The organism is Gammaproteobacteria bacterium, assembly GCA_033720895.1.
Lineage (GTDB): Bacteria > Pseudomonadota > Gammaproteobacteria > Natronospirales > JAJUFS01 > JAWWBS01.
This window is the reverse complement of the sequence record JAWWBS010000003.1, coordinates 29,146-45,590: the sequence shown is the minus strand read 5'-3', so window position 1 is coordinate 45,590 and position 16,445 is coordinate 29,146. Positions and strand designations below refer to the sequence as shown.

At 57.1% G+C, this 16,445-nt stretch carries 16 protein-coding genes and 2 tRNA genes; 16 read left to right on the top strand and 2 right to left on the bottom strand.

Translation table 11 applies throughout. The annotated features are described in order from the left end of the window. Nucleotides 1-119: 119 nt before the first annotated feature. The 15 genes from uvrB to R3217_01170 all read left to right on the top strand — a co-directional run bounded on the left by uvrB (nt 120) and on the right by R3217_01170 (nt 13,674). On the top strand, nt 120-2,141 hold the full coding sequence (uvrB, locus tag R3217_01240; protein MDX1454056.1) for an excinuclease ABC subunit UvrB: 2,022 nt from the start codon (nt 120-122) through the stop codon (nt 2,139-2,141). A 70-nt stretch (nt 2,142-2,211) separates the two neighbouring features. Further along, nucleotides 2,212-2,288: transfer RNA gene (locus R3217_01235), tRNA-Val, on the top strand. 135 nt (nt 2,289-2,423) lie between these two features. Then, nucleotides 2,424-4,358 (top strand): threonine--tRNA ligase, encoded by a 1,935-nt coding sequence (gene thrS, locus R3217_01230; GenBank protein ID MDX1454055.1) that lies wholly within the window; start codon nt 2,424-2,426, stop codon nt 4,356-4,358. 3 nt (nt 4,359-4,361) lie between these two features. Then, nucleotides 4,362-4,886, top strand: a complete 525-nt coding sequence (gene infC, locus R3217_01225; GenBank protein ID MDX1454054.1) for a translation initiation factor IF-3 — start codon at nt 4,362-4,364, stop codon at nt 4,884-4,886. Between the two features lie 91 nt (nt 4,887-4,977). Further along, the gene (gene rpmI / locus R3217_01220; GenBank protein MDX1454053.1) at nt 4,978-5,172 is read left to right on the top strand and encodes a 50S ribosomal protein L35; all 195 of its coding nucleotides are present in this window, start codon (nt 4,978-4,980) and stop codon (nt 5,170-5,172) included. A 15-nt stretch (nt 5,173-5,187) separates the two neighbouring features. Further along, on the top strand, nt 5,188-5,544 hold the full coding sequence (gene rplT, locus R3217_01215; GenBank protein MDX1454052.1) for a 50S ribosomal protein L20: 357 nt from the start codon (nt 5,188-5,190) through the stop codon (nt 5,542-5,544). A gap of 153 nt (nt 5,545-5,697) precedes the next feature. Further along, entirely contained in the window at nt 5,698-6,714 is a 1,017-nt protein-coding gene (gene pheS / locus R3217_01210; GenBank protein MDX1454051.1) for a phenylalanine--tRNA ligase subunit alpha, read from the top strand. Between the two features lie 11 nt (nt 6,715-6,725). After that, nucleotides 6,726-9,101 (top strand): phenylalanine--tRNA ligase subunit beta, encoded by a 2,376-nt coding sequence (gene pheT, locus R3217_01205; protein ID MDX1454050.1) that lies wholly within the window; start codon nt 6,726-6,728, stop codon nt 9,099-9,101. Nucleotides 9,102-9,135: 34 nt separating this feature from the next. Continuing rightward, on the top strand, nt 9,136-9,435 hold the full coding sequence (gene ihfA / locus R3217_01200) for an integration host factor subunit alpha (protein ID MDX1454049.1): 300 nt from the start codon (nt 9,136-9,138) through the stop codon (nt 9,433-9,435). Then, nucleotides 9,416-9,772, top strand: coding sequence for a MerR family transcriptional regulator (locus tag R3217_01195; protein ID MDX1454048.1), 357 nt, complete (start codon nt 9,416-9,418; stop codon nt 9,770-9,772). Before ihfA ends, R3217_01195 begins: the two co-directional genes overlap by 20 nt. Before the next feature lie 82 nt (nt 9,773-9,854). Continuing rightward, a tRNA-Pro gene (locus R3217_01190) sits at nt 9,855-9,931 on the top strand. A 436-nt stretch (nt 9,932-10,367) separates the two neighbouring features. After that, nucleotides 10,368-11,147, top strand: a complete 780-nt coding sequence (locus R3217_01185; protein ID MDX1454047.1) for a type II toxin-antitoxin system death-on-curing family toxin — start codon at nt 10,368-10,370, stop codon at nt 11,145-11,147. 100 nt (nt 11,148-11,247) lie between these two features. Beyond that, on the top strand, nt 11,248-11,721 hold the full coding sequence (locus R3217_01180; protein ID MDX1454046.1) for a hypothetical protein: 474 nt from the start codon (nt 11,248-11,250) through the stop codon (nt 11,719-11,721). A gap of 159 nt (nt 11,722-11,880) precedes the next feature. Next, nucleotides 11,881-12,555: a hypothetical protein gene (locus R3217_01175; protein ID MDX1454045.1), complete on the top strand. Its 675-nt coding sequence runs from the start codon at nt 11,881-11,883 to the stop codon at nt 12,553-12,555. A gap of 405 nt (nt 12,556-12,960) precedes the next feature. Then, nucleotides 12,961-13,674, top strand: coding sequence for a CPBP family intramembrane glutamic endopeptidase (locus R3217_01170; protein ID MDX1454044.1), 714 nt, complete (start codon nt 12,961-12,963; stop codon nt 13,672-13,674). A gap of 117 nt (nt 13,675-13,791) precedes the next feature. Here R3217_01170 and R3217_01165 read toward each other — a convergent pair whose 3' ends face one another. Next, entirely contained in the window at nt 13,792-14,232 is a 441-nt protein-coding gene (locus tag R3217_01165) for an OsmC family protein (protein MDX1454043.1), read from the bottom strand. A 106-nt stretch (nt 14,233-14,338) separates the two neighbouring features. Next, on the bottom strand, nt 14,339-14,923 hold the full coding sequence (locus R3217_01160) for a hypothetical protein (GenBank protein ID MDX1454042.1): 585 nt from the start codon (nt 14,921-14,923) through the stop codon (nt 14,339-14,341). Nucleotides 14,924-15,136: 213 nt separating this feature from the next. Here R3217_01160 and rmuC point away from each other — a divergent pair, with 213 nt between their 5' ends. Further along, the gene (gene rmuC, locus R3217_01155; GenBank protein MDX1454041.1) at nt 15,137-16,426 is read left to right on the top strand and encodes a DNA recombination protein RmuC; all 1,290 of its coding nucleotides are present in this window, start codon (nt 15,137-15,139) and stop codon (nt 16,424-16,426) included. The last annotated feature ends 19 nt before the right edge of the window (nt 16,427-16,445 follow it).

Sequence of the window (16,445 nt, the reverse complement as noted above, 5' to 3'; positions counted from 1 at the left end):
TCCGGCTGATGAAGTGACGAATGTCTGTTCAAGGTCGCGTATCATAAGAAATCCGGCGTGATTTCTCCACGCCAGCCGCGGTTCTGTTGCGGCAAAACCCGTTTCTTTACAGGAATACCATGTCGAATTCGTTTGAAGTCGTCAGCGATTACCAGCCGGCTGGCGACCAGCCAAAAGCCATCGAGGGCCTGCTGCAGGGCATCGAGGACGGCCTGGCAAAGCAGACCCTGCTGGGCGTGACCGGCTCGGGCAAGACCTTTTCCATCGCCAATGTGATCGAGAGCGTCCAGCGGCCCACCCTGGTGATGGCGCCCAACAAGACCCTTGCGGCCCAGCTGTACGGCGAGTTCAAGGAGTTCTTTCCGAACAATGCCGTCGAGTACTTCGTTTCCTATTACGATTACTACCAGCCGGAAGCCTACGTCCCGTCCTCGGACACCTATATCGAAAAGGACGCGTCGATCAACGACCACATCGAGCAGATGAGGTTGTCGGCAACCAAGGCCTTGCTGCAGCGGCGCGATACCATCATTGTCGCAACGGTTTCGGCGATCTATGGCCTCGGTGATCCGGAATCCTACCTGTCCATGGTCATTCATCTCGACCGGGGTGATCGCATCAACCAGCGTGATCTCCTCAAGCGACTGGCGATCCTGCAGTACAAGCGCAACGAATTCGAGCTTGCGCCGGGCACGTATCGCGTCAAGGGCGAAGTCATCGATGTGATGCCGGCCGAAAACGAAAAGCAGGCGATTCGCATCGAGTTGTTCGATGACGAGATCGAGCGGCTTTCCTATTTCGATCCCCTGACCGGCGAGGTTGACCGGACGGTGCCGCGCCTGACCATATTTCCGACCAGCCATTACGTGACGCCACGCGAGAAACTGCTGGCGGCCGTCGAGAAGATCAAGGTCGAACTGAAGGAGCGCCTGGAACAGCTGCGCAACAACCAGAAGCTGGTGGAAGCGCAGCGCCTTGAACAGCGCACCCAGTTCGATATCGAGATGATGCTGGAGCTCGGCTACTGCCAGGGCATCGAGAACTACTCCCGCTATCTCAGCGGGCGCGACGCCGGGCAGCCGCCGCCGACGCTGTATGAATACCTGCCAGACGATGCCTTGCTGGTCGTCGACGAATCGCACGTGTCGATTCCGCAGATCGGCGGCATGTACAAGGGCGATCGCTCGCGCAAGGAAACCCTGGTCGAATACGGCTTTCGCCTGCCATCGGCACTCGACAACCGGCCATTGCGCTTCGACGAGTGGGAGCGGCTGGCGCCGCAGGCCATCTACGTGTCGGCAACACCGGGTCCTTACGAAAAGCAGCATTCGGACAACACCGTCGAGCAGGTGGTTCGCCCGACCGGCCTGATCGATCCGGAGGTCGAAATCCGCTCGGCGCGCACCCAGGTCGATGACCTGCTCTCCGAGGCGAAGAAGCGTGTCGACAAGGGCGAGCGCGTGCTGGTGACGACGCTGACCAAGCGCATGGCCGAGGATCTGAGCGAGTACCTGGCCGAACACGGCGTCAAGGTGCGTTACCTGCATTCCGACATCGACACCGTCGAGCGCATGGAGATCATTCGTGACCTTCGGCTCGGTACCTTCGACGTGCTGGTCGGCATCAACCTGCTGCGCGAGGGCCTGGACCTGCCCGAGGTATCGCTGGTGGCCATTCTCGATGCCGACAAGGAAGGCTTCCTGCGTTCGGAAGGCGCCCTGATCCAGACCATTGGTCGTGCAGCGCGCAACCTGAATGGCCGCGCAATCCTCTATGCAGAGCAGAAAACCGGTTCCATGGAGCGGGCACTGGCCGAGACGGCACGGCGCCGGGAGAAGCAGCTGGCCCACAACAAGGAACACAACATCACCCCGCAGGGCATCAAGAAGGCCATTGCCAATGTCATGGAAGGTGCCCGGCCCGATGCGCCGATTCACAAGCGGTCCCTGCAAAAGGTGGCGGAGGAGGCCAACGAGTACGTGGCCATGCCGCAGAACGAACTGGTCAGGAAGCTCAAGGCCACCGAGCAGCAGATGTACGAGCATGCCCGCAACCTCGAATTCGAGGAGGCCGCGGCCCTGCGCGACGAGCTGGAGAAGATGAAGGAAGCGGTCCTGCTGGGGCAGCAGCAGGCGCGCTGACAGGGGGGCTTTTTGGCGCCCGAAAGTCTTGCGCAGGCCCGGGTCTTCCGGTATTGTTCGCAACCTCTTCAGGCGCGTAGCTCAGTTGGTTAGAGCACCACCTTGACATGGTGGGGGTCGTTGGTTCGAATCCAATCGCGCCTACCAGAATTCAAGCAAGGCACCGTCTACGGTGCCTTGTTCGTTTCCGGCCGTTGAAAACGGTCGGCAATACAGGCGGATCGACAGGCTTCGATCCGGGTAAAACCTGGCCGATTCGTAGCGGCCACCAAGGAGACAGCAATGAATATCACGCTTCCCGACGGTTCCGTCCGTTCCTTCGATAATCCCGTTTCCGTACATGATGTCGCTGCCGATATCGGTCCTGGCCTGGCGAAAGCCGCGCTGGCCGGCAAGGTTGACGGCGAGCTGGTCGACACCTCCCATGTGATCGACAAGGATGCGGAACTTGCCATCATCACCGAGCGCGACGAGGAAGGCCTCGAGGTCATCCGTCACTCGACCGCGCATCTGCTCGCCCAGGCGGTGCAGGAGCTGTACCCGGATGCGCAGGTCACCATCGGCCCGGTGATCGAGAACGGCTTCTATTACGACTTCGCTCGTGACGAGTCCTTCACGCCGGAGGACCTTGCCAAGATCGAAAAGAAGATGAAGGAGCTCTCGAAAAGGAACCTGCCGGTCAGCCGCGAAGTCTGGGACCGCGACGAGGCAGCGAAGCATTTCGAATCGATCGGCGAGAAATACAAGGCCGAGATCATTCGCGACCTGCCGGAAGGCGAGGAAATCTCGATCTACAAGCAGGGCGAGGGCGACGACGCGTGGATGGATCTCTGCCGTGGCCCGCATGTGCCGAGTACCGGCAAGCTGAAGGCCTTCAAGCTGATGAAGCTGGCGGGTGCCTACTGGCGCGGCGACTCGAACAACGAGATGTTGCAGCGAATTTACGGCACGGCCTGGGCGAAAAAGGACGAGCTGAAGGAATACCTGCACCGCCTCGAAGAAGCCGAGAAGCGCGATCATCGCCGCTTCGCGAAGATTCTCGATCTCTTTCACACGCAGGAAGAATCACCGGGCATGGTGTTCTGGCACAACAACGGCTGGACCATCAACACGGTGATCCGCGATTACATCCGCAATCGTCTCTGGCATGCGGGCTACCAGGAAGTGAACACGCCGCAGATCATGGACCGCTCCCTGTGGGAGAAGTCCGGTCACTGGGACAAGTTCGGCGATGACATGTTCTACACGGCCTCGGAAAACCGCGAGTACGCGGTCAAGCCGATGAACTGCCCGGGCCATCTGCAGATCTACAACCAGAAGCTGCACAGCTATCGCGACCTGCCGCTCAGGATGGCGGAATTCGGTTCCTGCCACCGCAACGAACCCTCGGGCACGTTGCACGGCCTGATGCGGGTGCGCAATTTCGTCCAGGACGATGCCCATATCTTCTGCACCGAGGACCAGATCGAGTCGGAAGCCGCGTCGTTCATCGAGCTGCTGAATTCGGTGTACGAGGATTTCGGCTTCAGCGACGTGATCGTCAAGCTCTCGACCCGTCCGGAGCAGCGTGTCGGCTCGGACGAGATCTGGGACAAGGCCGAGAAGGTGCTTGAGGACGTGCTGAAGAAGCAGGGCCTGGATTACGACGTACAGCCGGGCGAGGGCGCCTTCTACGGCCCGAAATACGAGTTCGTGCTGCGCGATTCCATCGGCCGCCACTGGCAGCTGGGCACGTTGCAGCTGGATTTCTCCATGCCGCAGCGCCTCGGCGCCACCTACGTGGCCGAGGACGGCTCCAAGCAGGTGCCGGTCATGTTGCACCGCGCCATTCTGGGCTCGCTGGAGCGATTTATCGGTATTTTGATCGAGCATCACGCCGGTAACCTGCCCCTGTGGCTGGCTCCGCAGCAGGTCGCGGTCCTCAGTATTACCGACCGTCAGGACGAATTTGTCACCGAAATCGCGGAAACCCTGCAAAATCAGGGGGTTCGGGCCAAAAGTGACTTGAGAAACGAGAAGATCGGCTTTAAAATCCGCGAGCATACTTTGCAGAAGGTCCCGTACCTTGTGGTGATCGGGGACCGCGAAGTCGAAAATCGTACGGTGGCCGTGCGCACGCGTGGTGGCAAGGATCTGGGCTCGATGCCCCTCTCGGATTTTGCCGAGAAGCTTGCAACCGAAATCGCGAGCCGCGGCCGCTCTAAGTTGGAGGACTGAAATATCGCTACTGAAAAACGTGCACGACGCAACGATGAAATTCGTGTGTCCCAGGTACGTGTCATTGATGCCGAAGGGGAACAGCTTGGAGTGATGGTGCTCCGCGATGCTCTCGAGAAGGCGGCCGAAGACGGTCTCGACCTCGTTGAAGTTTCACCGAATGCCGAACCGCCCGTATGTCGCATCATGGACTATGGCAAGTACCTCTTCGAACAGAAGAAGAAAGCACAGGCAGCGAAGAAAAAGCAGGTCCAGACCCAACTGAAGGAAGTGAAATTCCGACCGGGCACCGAGGAAGGTGATTACCAGGTCAAGTTGCGCAACCTGATCCGATTCCTGGAAGAGGGCGACAAGGCGAAAGTGACCTTGCGCTTCCGCGGCCGAGAGATGCTGCACCAGGACCTGGGTCGCAAGTTGCTGGAACGCATCCGCGACGATCTCGCCGAGATCTCGCAGGTAGAGCAGTTTCCGAAGCTCGAGGGTCGTCAGATGGTGATGATGCTCGCGCCGAAGAAGAAGCAGTCCTGATCAGACTTTAACTGATCATTTAGCGCCTCGTATCCGCCCACCGTATGCGGACCGGGGATGAAGATGAAGATAACGAAATGCGGAGTTTGTTATGCCAAAGTTGAAAACCAACCGCGGAGCCGCGAAGCGCTTCAAGGCTACGGCCAAGGGCTTCAAGCGCGGTCAGTCGCATCGTCGTCATATTCTCACCAAGAAGTCTGCCAAGCGGAAACGTCAGCTGCGTTCCGGCGAAATGATCGCCGAGCAGGATGTGAAGTCCGTCAAGCAGATGTTGCCTTACGCGTAAGGGGAGTAGAGAACCATGGCACGAGTAAAAAGAGGAACCATTGCCCGGGCGCGCCACAACAAGGTGCTGCGCAAGGCCAAGGGTTATTACAACGCACGCCGCAAGGTGTTCCGTGTTGCCAAGCAGGCAGTGATCAAGGCAGGCCAGTATGCCTACCGTGACCGCCGCAACAAGAAGCGTACTTTCCGCCGTCTGTGGATTGCGCGCATCAACGCAGCAGCACGCGTGAACGGCATGTCCTACAGCCGCTTCATGAATGGTCTGAAGAAGGCCGATGTCCAGCTGGACCGCAAGGCCCTCGCTGACATCGCCGTGTTCGACAAGGCTGGCTTCAGCAAGCTGGTCGAGAAGGCACAGGCCAGCCTGCAGTAAGTGCGAACAAGTTTCTGCCGATGCACATCGGTCTGGAACACTAGCGTTTGCGAGAGGGGAAAGGCCTGCGTCTTTCCCCTTTTTGTTTTTTTGATTGGCGCATTGCGACCCGCGGCATGACTCGCGGCAAGTGATGCCAGGGAGAGCAAGCCAGTGCAGGAACTGGAGAAGCTGAGCCAGGAAGCCACTGCTGCGATCGACGCGGCAGCCGATCTGCGCGCATTGGATGACATTCGCGTGGCCTACCTCGGCAAGAAGGGCAGCATCACGGAGCAGTTGAAGTCGCTGGGCAAGCTGCCGGCGGAAGAACGCCGTGAAGCGGGCCAGAAGATCAACGAGGTCAAGCGCGAGGTCGCAGAGAAGATCGAGACGCGCAAGCAGGTGCTGGCCGATGCCGCGCTGGCCGAGAAGCTGGCTGCCGAGACCATCGACGTCACCTTGCCGGGTCGCGGTCACGAGCCGGGTGGCCTGCATCCGGTGACGCGAATCACCGAGCGCATCAACGAGCTCTTCCGCAGCATGGGCTTCGGTATCGAGACCGGTCCCGAGATCGAAGACGAGTTCCACAACTTCGATGCCCTGAATTTCAAGCCGGATCATCCGGCGCGCGCCGACATGGACACCTTCTACCTGGAAGATGGCCGCCTGCTGCGTACCCATACCTCGCCGGTACAGATTCGCGCCATGCTGAAGCAGGGTGCGCCGATTCGTGTCATCGCACCGGGTCGCACCTTCCGCCACGACTACGATGTCACGCATACGCCGATGTTCCACCAGGTCGAAGGCTTGCTGGTCGACAAGGGCGTGTCCATGGCACACCTGCGCGGCATCCTCACGACCTTCCTGCAGAATTTCTTCGAGCAGGACCTGAAGCTGCGCTTCCGTCCCTCGTATTTCCCCTTTGTCGAACCCGGTGCCGAAGTCGACATCTCCTGCCTGTTCTGTGAAGGCAAGGGTTGCCGTATCTGCAAGCAGACGGGCTGGATCGAAATCCTGGGCTGCGGCATGGTGCACCCGAACGTGCTGGAGTCCTGCAACATCGATCCCGAGGAATACACCGGCTGGGCCTTCGGTATCGGCATCGAGCGCCTGGGCATGCTGCGCTATGGCATCGATGACATACGCCTAAATTACGACAACGACCTGCGCTTCCTGCGCCAGTTCAAGTAAGTGGATGTGAAATGAAAGTCAGTTACCAATGGTTGCAGGAAATCGTGAAGGTCCAGGACAGCCCGGCGGAGCTCGCCGAACGGCTGAGCCTGGCTGGCCTCGAAGTGGCCGCAGTGGACCCGGCGGTGCCGGTGCTGGACGGTATCGTCATCGGTGAAGTGCTCTCCTGCGAGAAGCACCCGGATGCCGACAAGCTGAAGGTCTGCAAGGTCACGACCGACGGCAAGGACGAGCACCAGATCGTCTGTGGTGCGCCGAATGCCCGGGCTGGCATGAAAGCGCCGGTCATCCTGCCAGGATCCAAGCTTCCGGATGGCACGAAGATCAAGAAAGCCAAGCTGCGTGGCGTCGAGTCGTCGGGCATGCTGTGCTCGGCGCGCGAACTGGGGCTTTCGGAAGACCACGCAGGCTTGATGGACCTGCCAAGCGATGCACCGCTGGGCAAGCCGCTGACCGAGTTCCTTGGCGGTGATGATCACGTCATCGAAATCGAGATCACCCCGAACCGTGGGGACTGCCTGGGCATGCTCGGCGTCGCACGTGATGTGGCGGCGCTGGTCGAGGGCGAGGCCGAAGTGCCGGTGAACGAGGAAGTGGAAGCGGAGATCGATGACACCCTGCCGGTGGTCGTGAAGGACGAGGCAGCGTGCCCGACCTTCCTCGGCCGTGTCATCAAGGGCATCGATCCGAACGCCGAGACGCCGTTGTGGATGCAGGAACGCCTGCGTCGTGCCGGCATCCGTCCCATCAGCCCGGTGGTCGACGTGACGCAATACGTGATGATCGAACTGGGCCAGCCCATGCATGGTTACGACCTGCGAGAAGTCGACGGCGGCATTGTCGTTCGTTTCGCCAGGCAGGGCGAAAAGCTGGTGCTGCTCGATGGCGAGGAAAAGGAGCTATCCGATGACGTCCTGGTGATTGCCAAAGGTCCCGATGGCAAGCAGCTGCTGGGCATTGCCGGGATCATGGGTGGCAAGGATTCTGGGGTGCAGGACGACACCGCCGACATCTACCTGGAATGCGCCTATTTCGACAACTCGACCATCAACGGCCGTCCGCGTCGCCTGGGCATGCACACGGACGCGGGCTATCGCTTCGAACGCGGTGTCGATCCTTCCGGGCAATTGCGTGCCATCGAGCGCGCCACGCGCTTGCTGATGGACATTGCCGGTGGCCAGCCGGGCCCGGTCAGCGGTTTCGAGTCGAAAACCCGCCCCGCGCGCAACAGCATCACGCTTCGAAAGGCGCGGCTGGCAAGCTTGCTGGGCATCGACATTCCGGATGCCGAGGTCGAACGCATTCTCACCGCACTCCGGATGCCGCCGAAGGCGGTTGATGCCGGCTGGGAAGTCCAGGCGCCGAGTCATCGATTCGATATCGAGATCGAGGAAGACCTGGTCGAGGAAGTGGGGCGGATCCATGGCTACGACCACATCGCACCCGTGCAGTATCCGAGCCAGCAGCCGATGGTCCCGGCGCCAGAAAGCGAGGTCAGCCTGACCCGCTTGAAGGACGTGCTGGTCCAGCGGGGCTACCAGGAAGTCATTACCTACAGCTTTGTGGCTGCCGAGCTCCAGGAGGCCTTGTCCGGCGAGGCGGGTATCCCGCTGGCGAACCCGATCACGGCCGACCTGACGCACATGCGCCGCAACCTATGGGCCGGTCTCGTCAAGGCGCTGGAATATAACCTCAATCGCCAACAATCACGGGTTCGCATCTTCGAAACCGGCATGAGGTTTATATCGCAAGCCAATGAAACCATTCAGGAAAATGTTATCTCCGGTCTGGTCTCCGGCAACCAATGGCCGCTGCAGTGGGGCATGCCCGAGCGTGCAGTCGACTTCGCCGATCTCAAGAATGACGTGGCTGCCCTGGTCGGATTGGGGGGTGGCGAGCTCAAGGCCGAAGCAGGGGAGCATCCCGGCCTTCATCCCGGCCAGACAGCGAGATTACTTAAGGACGGTGAAGAAATTGGCTGGATGGGCGTCCTGCACCCACAACTGGTGGGCAAGCTGGGCCTGAGCCAGGGCGCGATCGTTTTCGAGATGCGACTGGCGCCGCTGTTGGCAACCCGGGCACCGAAGAAGGCCCCCATCTCCAGGTTCCCGGCCATCAGCCGCGACCTGGCCTTGCTGGTGGACGAAAACGTGCCGGCAAACCAGCTGATCGAGGTCGTCAAAGCCGCGGAACCCCAGCTTTTGCAGGACATCCGCATGTTTGACATATATCGTGGCGACCGAATAGATTCCGGTCTAAAAAGTATCGCTTTGAGCTTGATTTTACAGGATTCTTCGCGCACTCTTAATGACGAAGAGATTGAGCAGGCGATGGCCCGAATCCGTGACAGGCTCCAGCAAGAACTGGGTGCCAAGGTCCGCGATTAGCCATCAGACCGTGGGTTAACACAGAGATCACGGAATGGCGCTTACCAAAGCTGAAATGGCAGAAGCCCTGTTCGAGGAACTGGGCCTCAACAAGCGGGAAGCCAAGGAACTGGTAGACCTGTTCTTTGAGGAAATCCGCAATGCCTTGGGCGATGGACGGCAGATCAAGCTTTCCGGCTTTGGCAACTTCGACCTGCGCGACAAGAACCAGCGGCCTGGCCGCAATCCCAAGACTGGTGAAGAAATACCCATTACGGCCCGCCGTGTGGTGACTTTCCGTCCCGGTCAGAAACTCAAGGCGAGGGTAGAGGCATATGCTGGAAGCGGGGAATAACAGCGAACTTCCCGCCATCCCGGGCAAAAAGTACTTCACCATCGGTGAGGTCTCGGAGCTCTGCGCCGTCAAGCCTCACGTCTTGCGTTACTGGGAGCAGGAATTTCCCCAGCTGAAACCCGTCAAGCGCCGCGGCAACCGCCGCTACTACCAGCGCCATGACGTGATCGTGATTCGCCAGATCCGCAGCCTGCTGTACGATCAGGGCTTCACCATCACCGGTGCCCGCCAGCAGCTGTCCGGCGACAACGCCAAGCAGGACACCCAGCAGAGCCAGCAGATCATCAAGCAGCTGCGCGTCGAACTGGAAGAAGTTCTGCACCTCCTCAAGAAGTAATTTCCAGGCGTTTCGAGACTGGTCCGGCCACGCCGGGTCGGGTTATCATGCGCCTCCCGCGAACGCGGGCGATTCAACAATTCGGGGTGTAGCGCAGCCTGGTAGCGCACCTGCATGGGGTGCAGGTGGTCGGAGGTTCAAATCCTCTCACCCCGACCAAATTCCTCAGCAATAACAATGAGTTAAGGGCGCCTTTTTGGGCGCCCTTTTTTCGTTGGCAATATGTTGGAAATATTTTGGAAAAATAATATTTCCAACACGCGATCGACCGTGGGTACCGGTTCATTTCTGCAGGTGTTCGAATTTCCATACAGATCTCGACACCTCTGGATTCGCCAGATTGAGGCTTCCGGTATTTCAGCTCTTGCTACTTTCTTTTGCGCCAGTAGTTCTCCAGACTCTGGGGAAACAATATTCCCAAAATATTCGTGCATTTTTGATTGTAGCGAGTTAACACGTGTTGAATGTCTGAGTCGACTTCGGAGAGATATTTTTGGAAATAATTCTCATAAATTCTGCTGTTAAGTCGGAGTTCGAGCGGTGGTGTAGACATTTTGGTGAATCGGACCCGTACGCATCCAAAGACACAATTGGGATGCTTGATGTGTTGAGGGCCCACTTCCTCATTGTTGATCACTTCTATTCTGAGGGTAGAGGCATTGGTGGTGTGGGGCCTCGAGATCCAAATCTGCTCCATTCAGCTGTTTACCGGCAATTTGTATCTTTTGACGGCAATGACAAGTGGAAGGATCCTTTCGAAAGATGCGCCACACTTGTTTATGGTTTGGTGAAGGACCACCCATTCCACGATGCAAATAAACGAACAGGTTTGCTGGTACTTTTGTATTTTCTGGCCAGGATTAACCGATCGCCCACTATTAAGCAGCGCCCACTAGAGAATTTTGTCGTTGATATTGCTGAGAATAATCTAAAGAAGCGTCGCGTAAAGAAGTCTTCAGGACGCCGTTCCAATGACCCTGAAATTATTTGGATTGCAGACTTCATTAGAAAGAACTCAAGAAAGAGGGATAACCGGTACTACACGATTACTTACCAGGAACTGGACCAGAGGCTAAGAGATTACGGATTTTGCCTTGATAATCCGCATAAAAACTTTATCGATGTTTGCAAAATTAAGTCAAAAAGAAAATTTGGCTTTGGTCCTAAGGACACATCCCTTCAGAAGATTGCCCAGATTGGCTTTCCGGGGTGGAAAAGGCAGGTAGGAAAAGGCGCCATTTCTACGGTCCGTCGAGAGGCAAAACTAACAACTGAGCATGGAGTTGATTCCGAATCATTTTTTCATGGGGCGGATCCTATTTACTCCTTGATTGATCAATATCACGCCCCACTAAAACGACTTGCTTTTCGATAAGCCTTAGCAGCTAACAATAGGTGGGGGTTTAGGGGATCAGAATGATATAGCTTGACCGAATTGGTGAGGCTTTTATGTGGTAGCCAGCGGGGGTACAGAATTGGAAGAGAATGTGAGTCTATGGGTTGGGGAATATGAGGGGGGAATTGTCGTATTCGATCCTTCTATTCAGCTGAAGGATTGTCCTCATGTATTCTTGTGGGAAGTCGAATCGCAAGAAATCGGAAAATATGATCGAAGCGCAAGGGGCTACTTTAGTTCGGCGAAGGAAAAACATCGTGCGCCCGCGATCGATGCTTACCGCAAGTGGAAGGATGGTGCTAACTTCTCCTGGATTGTTGAAGAGAAAGAGTATTATCGCCAGAGAAGAAAGAGAGAACAGGCTGAAAAGGTACGCCAGAATTTCGCTCAGGAAAAAGCGGCGGGCATTCGGCGGATTGTCGGAAAAAGGGGGGCGCGTGATACGTATTGCTTTTCTTGCAAGTTGCCAATAAGCAATACAAAGCAGGAGACTTGTTCAGAATGTGGGTGGATTAAATGCGTCTGCGGGGCCTGCGATTGCAGTAGGCCTTAAGTCGGTTTGTGTGCATACAAGCGTGGAGCCGAGCTGGGAGTATCGTAATTTTCAGTAGCGATCGACGTGTCGATAACGCTTCGTATTGGCTATCGGAAAGGTGCTAGCAAGCATTCAAGCGGCAAGTTTCTGTGGCGACCTTCGCCTCTAGGAGTGCAAATGGGACTAAGGAATATATTATTGCTGCCAGCTCTCTTCTTCGGGCTTGTTTCTCTATCTGTTCACTCGGATCCAATAAAGAATACGAATATCGATGGTGAATGCGATCAGGGCTACGTTCTGATTGTGGACGTGTGTTTAGCGAGCAGCGCCTTTGAGAATTACAGTCAAGATGAACTGATGCAACTTATCATTCAGTTTAAGGAGGGTTCTGGGATGGAACCTCCGCGTCGGATAGTCAGAAAAAATACTCAAGTATGTAAATCAAAAATATCTGATCGAGATGGCGATTACTTTGAATTGAGGGATGGTTCAATTTTAAGAAAAAAAGGATACGGATATATCGGATACATCGGCTACGCGAAAGATAGTCTGCTGATCATGGGAAGCAGGTCACGCGGAAAACTGGTTATTGAGGGTAAAGAACCATTTGATGTCGAATTGCTTAGAGCGCCCAGGCGATGCTCAAAACCAAGTGTTTATTCAATTGGTAATGCCTATAACGATGAGAAATTCATAATCAATGGAGAGGTTTTTGAAGCGAAAACTTATTGCATGGGATGGGACTCTGGAGACAGAGTCATATTCTTGGACGGTTCGGCATACGGAGCATGCGCTTCAGCTGAGCTATATAATATTGACCGCAATAACGAGTGCTCTGTTTGGTGTGAATGAGGAACTGACGGATTAGTGAAGGTGTGGCTTCATTTTGGGTTGGGAATATACAGGGGTAAGTTGTTGATTCTATTTACCTGACAGTACTCAAAAATGCAGGTCTTTTGTGACGATAAACCGCTGAAATATAAGGAAAAGATGGTTTTTTCGATACCTGCATGGGGTGCAGGTGGTCGGAGGTTCAAATCCTCTCACCCCGACCAGACATCATCGAGAAGCCTCGGCGAAAGCCGAGGCTTCTTCGTTTTCAGCCGGTGATTCCAGCCGAGGCCGTCCGGAGCGTCGGCCATCATTTCCGCTGGTTTGTTCTTTTTGCCTTCGAATTCGTTAAGCTGCCTGCAAGCAGCATCCGCCTTGCCCGAATGAATCGGCAATTCGCTCGACAGACGGTATAGGGAAATACAAATGAATCCAGGTACCAAGGGACTGGCCGCGGCCAACGGACAGGATGCATCACCACGCGTTTTCCTGCTGGACCTCGTGATCTACATCTCGATCATGTTCCTGGTTCGGGAACTGTATTTCTCCGAGCTCCACTTCATTGCCAATGGTTTGCTCTGGTCGCTTTCCACGCTGCTTGTGGCGTGTCTCTTGATGCGCTTTCGGAAGGTCTTCTGGAAGGATCTCGGCCTGCGGATGCCGAGCAGTTTCAAGCAGAGCGTTATGGCGACGGTGTTCATTTTCGCCTTTGCAATTGGCTCGATCATCGTTTTCCAGGTGCTGAAAGATCAGCTGGGGCTCGATGTTGCTCCGGATGCATCGGGCGAGGAGGCGGTATCCAAGTTCGGCGACTTGTCCGGCAACTGGGCAATGTTCTTCATGATCATTCCCTTTGTCTGGCTGCAATCCATGCTGGAGGAGTTGCTGGATCGCGGGTTCCTGATCAACTGGATTGAACGCGCGCTATCCAGTACCTGGGTGGCGACGATCATTGCTGTCCTGCTGCAGGCGATGATTTTCGGTTTCCGACATTCCCAGGACTTGTCGGAGCGATCGATCACGGTCGGCTTGATCGGCCTGGCGATGGGGATCGGCTATGTCGCCTTTGGTCGAAACCTGTGGCCGCTGGTCTTCGCACATTGCCTGCTGAATACTCTCTCGATGGCAGAGCGGGTCTGACGGGTCCGAGAGAGGCACGTGATCAACGCCTGAGCACCACGGTCATGCCGCCGGTCATGAAGTTCTCCGCGACAGGCGGCACCAGAAACAGGCGCAAGCAGGCAGAATCCGCGCTTCTCAGGCCACGGCAGTTCTGATCTTTGTATCCAGGCTGACCTCGCCGTTCAGAGAGGCGGTCAGCAGGCATTGTTGCTTGGCTTTCAGGAGCAAGGTCTCTGCCTGCGTCGCTTCCGCCTCGTCCTCGATGGTCAATTCCGCCTTGATGAAGAACTCCGTAAAGCGCAGGCCTTCCGGAGTTTTCTCCAGGGTGCCGTCCACCTTCACGTCAAGGTCTTCCCAATCGAATCTCGCCGCCCGACTCACCGCCCGGAAGGTCAGGATCAGGCAGTTGGCGACGATTGCTGTCAGAAGGGTTTCTGGTGACCAGAAGCCATCAGGTCCGCCAAACTCGGGCGGCGCCTGGGTCTTGATGGGGTCCAGGTCCTTGCTGCTGATGGGGATCACGCCCGCCGGGTGTCCGTATGCGGCAGCGGTATAGGTATGCGGCAGTGATTGCATGTCCGGTCTCCCATTCTCCAGTGACTGGAGGGAGCCTACTGCCAGGCCTTTGCGAGCACCTTGATCCGCATCAAGCCGTCCGGACTGTCCGCTGGTCGAAGGCCGGTCAGTCGGATTCCGGCTCGGGCGGATGCTTCAACAGCCCGAACTTCCGGGCCACTGGAAATACCAGCACCATGACAAGGACCGATCCGCTGAAGTCGCCCACGAACATTGCCGTGGCAGCTCCGGCAAAAGCCAGTGGATCGGTAATGCCGATAGCCAGGAAGAATACCTGCGTCAGGGCCACGTTGATGGCGGCGAACATCATGCACAGGGCGATCAGGTTCGGGATGGAAAGAAATACCAGGTTGTCACGGAAACCGGGCCGCAATTCCAGCAGGTAGAGCACCAGCAAGGGCCCCAGGCCGCTCAACAGCGCAGCACCGTAGATGAAATAGGGGTCGCTGAACAGGTAGAGGTTTGTCGCCAGCGTGCCCAGCATGATGCCGAGGGCGCCTTGCCACCGCCCCACGATCACAGCGAGCAGCCGGATACCGGCGGGAATGAACAGCCAGCTCACCCCGACCTGTTTGAAAAACAGGGGATCGAGCAGGGTGTTGGCGGAGTAGGTGATGATCCACAGTACCGCGAAAGCCAGGAGGGTCAGGACGGAGCCAATGGCGGTGTCACGCGCCGGAAAGAATGGCATTGAAGTCGATCCTTGGCAGTTCTTCTGCCGTTACAGCGGGCTGCATCTGGTAAAAAGCCGCAGGACAGCCAATATCAAGCTTCCGCCGGGACGATGCAAGTGCAGTCGGGGCCAGCGGTGAGAATGGCTGTCGCCAGTGACGGTACATTTCCCCTGCCCAGCTAGTAGACTGCACAGGTCTGCACAGCCTGGCAGTTCCTGGAGGGAAATACGTTGCTTATCGCCGTTCTTGTCATAGAAGCACTTTTGCTTGTCGCCGTCGGAATCCTTCTGTTCCGCAAGTCGTCACTGGATCCCACGCCCGTGGTCGACAGCGTTCGCGAGGAGTTGCAGCTCATGCGATCCGAGGCGCGCGACGCGGAACGGGCCTTGCGCGAAGAGCTGGTCAGCAACCTGGAGCGGCTCGGTGAGCGGCTCGCCAGGGCCAGCAAGGAATCAGCGGATGCACAGAAGCAGGCACTGGCGGAGGTTCGTGCGCAGGTCAAGGAATTGACCGAGGCCAATGAACGGCGAATGGGCAAGGTGCAGGAGACCCTGGAGAAGCGCCTCGATGCCTTGAGTTCGAACAACGAGAAGAAGCTGGACCAGATGCGCGAAGTGGTCGAGGAAAAACTGCAGTCGACACTGGAGAAGCGCATTGGCGAATCCTTCAAGCGCGTCAGCGAGAACCTCGAGGCGGTGCAACGTGGCCTCGGCGAGATGCAGACGCTGGCGAGCGATGTCGGTGGCCTGCAGCGGGTGCTGACCAACGTCAAGGTGCGCGGCACCTGGGGCGAGGTGCAGCTGTCGGCCATTCTTGAACAGCTGCTTACAGCCGAGCAATACGAACGAAACGTCAAGGTGAAGCCTGACACGAACGACATTGTCGAGTTCGCGATCAAGCTGCCAGGGCAGGGCAAGAGCGACAAGAGCATCTACCTGCCGATCGACAGCAAGTTTCCGCAGGAAGATTACCAGCGCTTGCTGGATGCATCCGAGCGGGCCGACCAGGAGGAAGTGGATCGCGCCATGAAGAGCCTGCAGCTCTCGATTCGCGACGAAGCGAAGAAGATCAAGGAGAAGTACGTTCACCCGCCGCACACCACTGATTTCGGCATCCTGTTCCTGCCGACGGAAGGCCTTTATGCCGAAGTCATCCGGCAGCAGGCCCTGATGGACGAGCTACTGACCACGCATCGAGTGGTGGTTGCGGGGCCGACGACGCTGTCGGCCATCCTGTCCAGCCTCCGCATGGGGTTCCGTACGCTGGCAATCGAGAAACGTTCCAGCGAGGTCTGGGAAGTGCTGGCCGGGGTAAAGACAGAGTTCGGCAAGTTCGGTGACGTGCTGGCGAAGATCAAGAAACAGATTGGTACCGTCTCGAATACCATCGAGAGCGCCGAGACACGCACCCGCGCCATGGATCGCAAGTTGAAGGATGTGGAAAGCCTTGACCAGGACAAGGCCAGCGAATTGCTGTCGCTGGAAGGACTGACGGGCAAGGACATGGATGAGCAGGAGTAAGGCGTCGCAGGCGAGGTCT